8 protein-coding genes are annotated in these 5,994 nt (G+C 36.8%); 6 read left to right on the plus strand and 2 right to left on the minus strand.

The genetic code is table 11. The features are described 5' to 3' along the window. The first annotated feature begins 2,579 nt into the window (after positions 1-2,579). Both ACGF63_RS22085 and ACGF63_RS22090 read left to right on the plus strand, forming a co-directional pair. Positions 2,580-2,726 (plus strand): type II toxin-antitoxin system RelE/ParE family toxin, encoded by a 147-nt coding sequence (locus ACGF63_RS22085; RefSeq protein WP_387633232.1) that lies wholly within the window; start codon positions 2,580-2,582, stop codon positions 2,724-2,726. 93 nt (positions 2,727-2,819) lie between these two features. Then, the gene (locus tag ACGF63_RS22090) at positions 2,820-3,158 is read left to right on the plus strand and encodes a helix-turn-helix domain-containing protein (protein WP_132355312.1); all 339 of its coding nucleotides are present in this window, start codon (positions 2,820-2,822) and stop codon (positions 3,156-3,158) included. Positions 3,159-3,226: 68 nt separating this feature from the next. On the opposite strand, the gene ACGF63_RS22095 is transcribed toward ACGF63_RS22090, so the two are convergent. Beyond that, entirely contained in the window at positions 3,227-3,550 is a 324-nt protein-coding gene (locus tag ACGF63_RS22095; RefSeq protein ID WP_036843602.1) for a hypothetical protein, read from the minus strand. Positions 3,551-3,669: 119 nt separating this feature from the next. Here ACGF63_RS22095 and ACGF63_RS22100 point away from each other — a divergent pair, with 119 nt between their 5' ends. Further along, positions 3,670-4,029, plus strand: a complete 360-nt coding sequence (locus tag ACGF63_RS22100; protein WP_118987844.1) for a type II toxin-antitoxin system RelE/ParE family toxin — start codon at positions 3,670-3,672, stop codon at positions 4,027-4,029. Further along, positions 4,026-4,364, plus strand: a complete 339-nt coding sequence (locus tag ACGF63_RS22105) for a helix-turn-helix domain-containing protein (RefSeq protein ID WP_132354354.1) — start codon at positions 4,026-4,028, stop codon at positions 4,362-4,364. Before ACGF63_RS22100 ends, ACGF63_RS22105 begins: the two co-directional genes overlap by 4 nt. A gap of 79 nt (positions 4,365-4,443) precedes the next feature. Here ACGF63_RS22105 and ACGF63_RS22110 read toward each other — a convergent pair whose 3' ends face one another. Continuing rightward, positions 4,444-4,608 (minus strand): hypothetical protein, encoded by a 165-nt coding sequence (locus ACGF63_RS22110; protein ID WP_152963025.1) that lies wholly within the window; start codon positions 4,606-4,608, stop codon positions 4,444-4,446. A 137-nt stretch (positions 4,609-4,745) separates the two neighbouring features. Between ACGF63_RS22110 and ACGF63_RS22115 the strand changes: the two genes are divergently transcribed. Both ACGF63_RS22115 and ACGF63_RS22120 read left to right on the plus strand, forming a co-directional pair. Beyond that, complete coding sequence (locus ACGF63_RS22115) at positions 4,746-4,952, plus strand: hypothetical protein (protein ID WP_387633234.1); 207 nt, start codon at positions 4,746-4,748, stop codon at positions 4,950-4,952. A 155-nt stretch (positions 4,953-5,107) separates the two neighbouring features. Continuing rightward, a partial coding sequence (locus ACGF63_RS22120; RefSeq protein ID WP_387633236.1) for an IS4 family transposase occupies positions 5,108-5,994 on the plus strand: 887 nt, incomplete at its 3' end.

Genomic DNA, 5,994 nt, shown 5'->3' on the forward strand with positions numbered 1-5,994 from the left:
GGTATAATCAATGTTGATTATACTTAATTTTTATCTTTTCTGACGCTGTTTTACTGGCAATCCTGAGCAGTTTTTATAAGTTTTTTATCTTCATAAATCAACCTATAAATAGCCTGATGGTATAAAGATACCCCTTTATGCTTTTAGGATAATATTCTTTTTTTGCTGATTTTTTCAATTTTCTGTTAATGGTTAATAAACTTCTATTAAATTCAACCAATGTCTTTTTAAAAATCTGCCATTTATAATTAAATCCGTCTTTTATATAAAATCTGGTATTAATGGACACCTGTTTTTTACCCTTAGCTCATTAATCACCGAAAAAAGCAGCTTGCCGATCGACATCTATTTAAATGATGTTTAAATAGAACGGTGAATTAATTTAATAACACCTTATCATATCAACAATAGTGAAAAGTCTGGCAAATTAATTAGCCTGAAAGGTTATAATGATTAAATGAATATTTAAGCGTTAACAGATTACGAAAATAGCTTGAAAAAAATAACGACATGAATTTATTTTTGCGTTAAATCACATTTAAGGTATAAAAAGAATCATGATTTAAATAAAACCGCAAGCAATGCTATTAGACAGGCTAAAATAGTGTAAAACAAGTTTAAATGGGAGTATTCAATGTATCACAGAGTTACATAACAAATTCAATACAATAACACTATAAGTAATCCAGCTCGTATTCGGTTAAGTTATTTATTTGTGGATTTTGTTATTCCTGTTTTTTTATGAATGATTATTTAAATAACTTTTCAAAATAGTGATACACCTTGCCAACACCTTACATAACAAGGGTTGTGGTATGCATAGTACAAAGCGGTTCATCAGACGTCAGAGTAGCCCTTTTCAGATATCAATCGAATAGACCAACTGTATCGGTATTATGAAATTCTATTTAACTGGTTTATGAAAGAGTTTATTCACCAGTTGAAAACGTTATTAAAGCCGGTTACTTTTAGAAGGTAGATTGTCTGATTAACCGATTCAGATTTTTATTTATCCTTTTTTACCGGGTATATAGGCATTAATAAAGCCAATTCTTTTTCTCATTTTTCACTGATAGATTTATGATGGGATGGTTTAAAACTGTTATTAAAAGCCATTTTTTTAACTTCTGGTTTTAACTTGTATAATAAGGTTTTAATCGTTTTTTTATCATTTTTAACACCTGATTTTTGTTAAGTTTAATCATCATGGCATATTGTGTTTTTACGTTTAACCAACGTTGATTATACTCATTTCTTATCTGTACTGATGCTGTTTTACCGGCAATCCTGAGCAGTTTTTATAAGTCTTTTATCTTCATAAATCAACCTGTAAATAGCCTGATGGTATAAAGATACCCTTTTATGTTTTTCGGATAATATCTTTTTTTACTGGTTTTCTCAATTTTCTATTAGTGGTTAATAAATTTCTATTAAATTCAATTAATGTCTTTTTAAAAATCTGCACTTATAGTTAAATCCGTCTTTTATATAAAAGATTTAATATCTCTGTTTTCGTGCTTTTAAATGGTCATAGCAGGACAGGTAAATGTAAAATAAGAGAAGGATAACATCGTTGATAAATACATTAAACATGATAGGGAATAAGCCATTTTTAGTGACTCTATGCTTTTTCAAAATCTGAGATTAATAGATACCTGTTTTTTACCCTTAGCTCACTAATCACTGAAAAAAGTAGTTTACCGATCACCTAAAAAGGGAAAACAAGTAAAAAGAAAAAGTTCACCATATTAAAAAGATGACAAATCTGTGAAGCGATTCTCATTCCGAGTATTATAGTGATATTACTCAATCTCGTCTTTTGTCGATTCTATTTCTCAATGGATCACAAATAGGATGCATCCAGTCAATCAGTTATAACGACACCTGTTCTATATCGAATAGTTTTACTGCCTGAGTTTTCATTGAGTTGTTAAATGTTTTATCCGGTGTATTGTGATGCCGTGCGCGATAAATTTCCCTCATTCGCGCAATAAACGAAGCGGTAATTGCGTTTCATCTATTGAAAAGTTTTTACATAACTAACCGTCATAGATATGACTGTAGTTTATCCAATTTACCCATTTTTCCTCTGAATCTGTAGTACAAACCGTTGGGCAACTTGATATCGAGACGCGACTTGCTACCAGTCATCTCAATGTAATGTTTGAAATAGCCAAGTTTGTCAGCGGCCTGAACATACCTATCGTACATTTTCTCCTCGTCAGGCTTCAAACTCCTTCAATTCTGCATTTGCAATTTTTTACGGAATGGTATAAAATTTTATACATCCAAATAAGGAAGGAAACTATGATAAAAATCAGGAGCGGTACTAGGTTGTGTCCCGCAATTCATTTGGACTGGCTGAAGGTGAAGAGAAAACGTCAATTCCGTTCATTTTTTGAACCATTAATCTACATTTTTGCTATCAATCACCGAGAAAACTGCATGGTTTTTCACTGTGCAGACAGTTGAGGGACACAGCCTAGAGAAAGAAATTGTCTGTATTGGTTCTTATTGTGAAGATTTGTTAGCCTTTGCTATAGACCGAACGTAAAGACGCAGGCTATCAGTTTCATAGAATGCAGCATGGAATAGATCTTGAAAGCTGGAAACCCTTTTTTGGCATCGGTTCTGGTGTAAAAGAAATGCGGCTAAGAGACAGTATAGGTATTTATCGTATTATGTATGTTGTTAAATTTGATGAAGTTATTTTACATATTACATAGTTTTCAGAAGAAAACTTAACAAACGAATAAACAGGACAAGGATATCGCTAAAGTGCGATACAACGTAGTTATCCAGCATCGGGGAAATATCAAATGACCACTAAAATTGACACTGAAATTCGTAGGGTAACTCCAGCCGGACATAATATATTTTCTGAATTAGGTTTTACTGAGCAAGAGGCTCAGCAGCTTCATACAACTTCTTTACAAGAAATAGAAAACACACTGCAAATTAAAGAACGGTTAATGGAAGAAATTACTTTATGGATTGTGGATGAAAAAATGAAACAAGCTGAAGTAGCAGAGATGTTACACATTTCTCGTCCAAGAGTGTCTGACGTTGTGAATAAAAAAGTAAATAAATTCACCATTGACGCATTGGTTAATATGTTAATCCGTATAGGGAAACCTGTTCAGATTACGGTGGGTTAAAGCACATATATTAACAATTCAAAATAGGAGGCACTTAGAATAGGTGCCTCTTGGTATTTCAAAATGATTCAACCTTTCGGTTCAATACCACGTGCCAGCAGCTCTTTGCGCAAAATTCGTTTTATCCATGTTGCTAAAGATGTATCACCATCTTTCTTCATTTCTGCTTCAAGCTGGAGACGAAATTCCTCTGTTAACCTCATAGGAAATTGAGGAGATCTTTTATTTTGTATTGACAAGGTATATACCCTATGATTTAATGCTACTGTATATACCAGTGTATATTCAAAGAGTTTCAAAAACAACGGAGCTTGGTAGTGTCTCACCACTAATCGGGTTTCTAACCACAACATTATTGGAGCTAATGCTATGGCTAACGCTAATAGTAACATACGCACGCATTCAAAACGCTATACATTTTATAACGTACCTTTCTTATCGATTGATAATCGAACTTCGCCCATTACACATGATTTCAGCATTGCATACAATTAAATAAGGAAGGAAAACTATGACGAAAATCAGGAGCGGTACAGAGAAAGAAATTGCCTGGATTGGTTCTTCTTATGAAGACTTGTTAGCCTTTCCTATAGACACACGTAAAGACGCAGGCTATCAGCTTCACAGAATACAGCGTGGAATAGATCCTGAAGACTGGAAACCCTTTTCTGACATCGGTTCTGGCGTAAAAGAAATACGGCTAAGAGACAGTACAGGTATTTATCGCATTATGTATGTTGCTAAATTTGATGAAGCTATTTACGTATTACATAGTTTTCAGAAGAAAACTCAACAAACGAATAAACAGGACAAGGATATCGCTAAAGTACGATACAACGCAGTTATCCAGCAACGGAGAAATATCAAATGACTACTAAAATTGACACTGAAATTCGTAGGGCAACTCCAGCCGGACATAATATATTTTCTGAATTAGGTTTTACTGAGCAAGAAGCTCAGCAACTTCATACAACTTCTTTACGAGAAATAGAAAACACACTGCAAATCAAAGAACGGTTAATAGGAGAAATTACCCTATGGATTGTAGATAAAAAAATAAAACAAACTGATGTAGCAACAGTGTTGCACATTTCTCGTCCAAGAGTATCTGATGTTGTGAATAAAAAAGTAAATAAATTCACCATTGACGCATTGGTTAATATGTTAACCCGTATAGGGAAACCTGTTCAGATTACGGTAGGTTAAGACGCGCATATTAAAGTTATTAGGATAATTTAAAATAAGAGGCACTTAGAATGGGTGCCTCTTGGTATTTCAAAATGCTTCAACCTTTCGGTTCAATACCACGCGCCAGCAGCTCTTTACGCAAAATTCGTTTTATCCATGTTGCCAAAGACGTATCACCATCTTTCTTCATTTCCGCTTCAAGCTGGAGACGAAATTCCTCTGTTAATCTCATCGGAAATTGAGGAGATCTTTTATTTGGCATTGACAAGGTATATACCCCATGATTTAATGTATATTGTATATACCAGTGTATATTCAAAGGGTTTCAAAAACAACGGAGCCCGGTAGTGTCTCACCACTAACCGGGCTTCTGACCACAACATTATTGGAGCTAATGCTATGGCTAACGCTAATAGTAACATACGCGCACATTCAAAGCCCTATATATTTATTAACGCCCGTTCTAACCGACTGATAATCAAACTTTCCCCATTACGCATGATTTCAATATTAGCTACTACGGAAATAGAAGCTTGTACTCTGCTAGCAGGCTTTCCTTTGGTATTTGCCTCATGCAAGCCACTGGGGGAACTGAACCATGCTTAATACTAGGCTGTGTCCCTTAATTATTTAATCGTCTGTAAAAGAGCCTCATAAACAGGATCTTTAGCGCCAACCGGTTATTTTAGATAGAAAAAAGGCTTTATTTATGATCTGATAATTGTCGCCAAACAAAATACCGAGAGCAGAGAATAAAGCCGATGACAATTATCTCCACAAAACTTCAGTTAATGCAATTCTTCAGTGACGTTTTTCTTGAAAAAACCGCCCGCCGATGTGGCTTTATGGAACGGCTCAGAAATATTGGGCCACAGTCTCTGGTTCTCAGTCTGATAGCCGCACTGAGCAAAGGAAACTGCACCTCCATCGCTGACCTGCACCGGCAATTTAACGGCATGTGTCTGAGTGAAAAACACACTGTCGCCTATAAGCCCTTCCATAATCAGTTGCGTAAAAGCGCCTTCGCCGATTTTATGAAGACGCTGGCGACGTTTGCTATGGCTCAGTTGATTGAAAAAGCTTTGCCCCCCTTACCCAAAAAATTCGGCCAGTTTGACGATATCCTCTTGCAGGATGGCAGCTCATTCAACGTTCATCCCGAGTTAGCCGGGGTTTTTCCCTGTCGTTTCAGTCCCTTGAAGGCGGCGGTTGAGTGCCATATGACCCTGTCTTTGTTCAGCCAATCGCCCATCGCCATGACGGTGACCGCAGACACGGCATCCGAGCGGGCTTATCTGCCTGCCCCTCACACCTTACGCAATAAATTGCTGCTGGCGGATGCCGGTTACGTGGATTTCGGGTACTTCGAACAACTTTCCCTGTCCGGAGGGTCATTTATCGTTCGGGGAAGCCAATCGCTTAATCCCCTGATTGTCAGTGCCCGAAATGGACAGGGGCGACAATTACCGACACTGGCGGGCAAAAAGCTCCGGGAGATTAGCCGCAAAAAAAACCGTGCTGAAGTACTGGATTTCACCTGTCGGCGTGGCCGATTCGAATTTCGGGTCATCCGGCGTTGGTTTGCGCAGGAAAAACGCTTTTGTTTTTGGCTCACCAATCTGCCGCCATCCCACTTTACCGCCGATGA

Source organism: Photorhabdus sp. RM322S (assembly GCF_042879395.1).
GTDB classification, from domain to species: domain Bacteria; phylum Pseudomonadota; class Gammaproteobacteria; order Enterobacterales; family Enterobacteriaceae; genus Photorhabdus; species Photorhabdus khanii.

What these genes read in the sequence shown, in the direction of transcription:
- ACGF63_RS22085 (WP_387633232.1), top strand. Translation starts at nt 2,580, where the DNA reads ATGCAGCATGGAATAGATCTTGAAAGCTGGAAACCCTTTTTTGGCATC.
- ACGF63_RS22090 (WP_132355312.1), top strand. Translation starts at nt 2,820, where the DNA reads ATGACCACTAAAATTGACACTGAAATTCGTAGGGTAACTCCAGCCGGA.
- ACGF63_RS22095 (WP_036843602.1), bottom strand. Translation starts at nt 3,550, where the DNA reads ATGTTACTATTAGCGTTAGCCATAGCATTAGCTCCAATAATGTTGTGG.
- ACGF63_RS22100 (WP_118987844.1), top strand. Translation starts at nt 3,670, where the DNA reads ATGACGAAAATCAGGAGCGGTACAGAGAAAGAAATTGCCTGGATTGGT.
- ACGF63_RS22105 (WP_132354354.1), top strand. Translation starts at nt 4,026, where the DNA reads ATGACTACTAAAATTGACACTGAAATTCGTAGGGCAACTCCAGCCGGA.
- ACGF63_RS22110 (WP_152963025.1), bottom strand. Translation starts at nt 4,608, where the DNA reads ATGCCAAATAAAAGATCTCCTCAATTTCCGATGAGATTAACAGAGGAA.
- ACGF63_RS22115 (WP_387633234.1), top strand. Translation starts at nt 4,746, where the DNA reads ATGGCTAACGCTAATAGTAACATACGCGCACATTCAAAGCCCTATATA.